2 protein-coding genes are annotated in these 598 nt (G+C 35.5%); both read right to left on the reverse strand.

Annotation, left to right across the window (positions count from 1 at the left end; translation table 11 throughout):
* Nucleotides 1–306: globin domain-containing protein (locus ACFQY0_RS21315; RefSeq protein WP_379717116.1), on the reverse strand; the 306-nt coding region annotated here is incomplete at its 3' end.
* A partial coding sequence (locus ACFQY0_RS21320; protein WP_379717119.1) for a CYTH domain-containing protein occupies nucleotides 299–598 on the reverse strand: 300 nt, incomplete at its 5' end. The genes ACFQY0_RS21320 and ACFQY0_RS21315, both read right to left, overlap by 8 nt.

Below are 598 nucleotides of genomic sequence, written 5' to 3' on the forward strand. Positions count from 1 at the left end.
GTCTAGTCCAACATCATTCATTGCTTTTCTCATATTATCCAGCCATGCATCCCTTGATTTCTCCGTAATTTTAAACGGCATATGCCTAGCACGCATCATCGGATGACCAAACGTTTCATTGTAAAGGTTTGGTCCGCCTAAAAACTGTGTCTGAAATAATTTTTGTTTATATGCTGTGTCTTCCCAATCTCCAGGAAATAAAAAATTAATGCGATCATCTTTTTCTACATATTGATAAAAAACATCAATCATCTCGTAAAGTTTTTCCTGTCCAATTGTTTCGTAAACTGAAACCAAATTATCCATGCTTCCTTTCTACTAACTTCCTATAGAAGCGCTCGCTCTTAACAACTTCTTCAGTTCTTGTGATATCAAAATGGTCTAGAATTTCATTAAAGACAACCTTACCATCACTTACGTTTTTTGCCTCATATTCAAGTTCATAATCTATTTCATCAAAGTAATGACTTTCATCGAGTACAAGTAGACCATTCTTGTAAGTACGTTCGTATCGGATTGTCTCTAGTTGACCTTGGATTTTTAAGGCAGTCGTATCGATGTCTCTTTCCTTTAGAACATTAATTATATCAGCTCCGAG

It is taken from the genome of Haloferula chungangensis (assembly GCF_042664875.1).
Lineage (GTDB): Bacteria > Verrucomicrobiota > Verrucomicrobiia > Verrucomicrobiales > Akkermansiaceae > Haloferula > Haloferula chungangensis.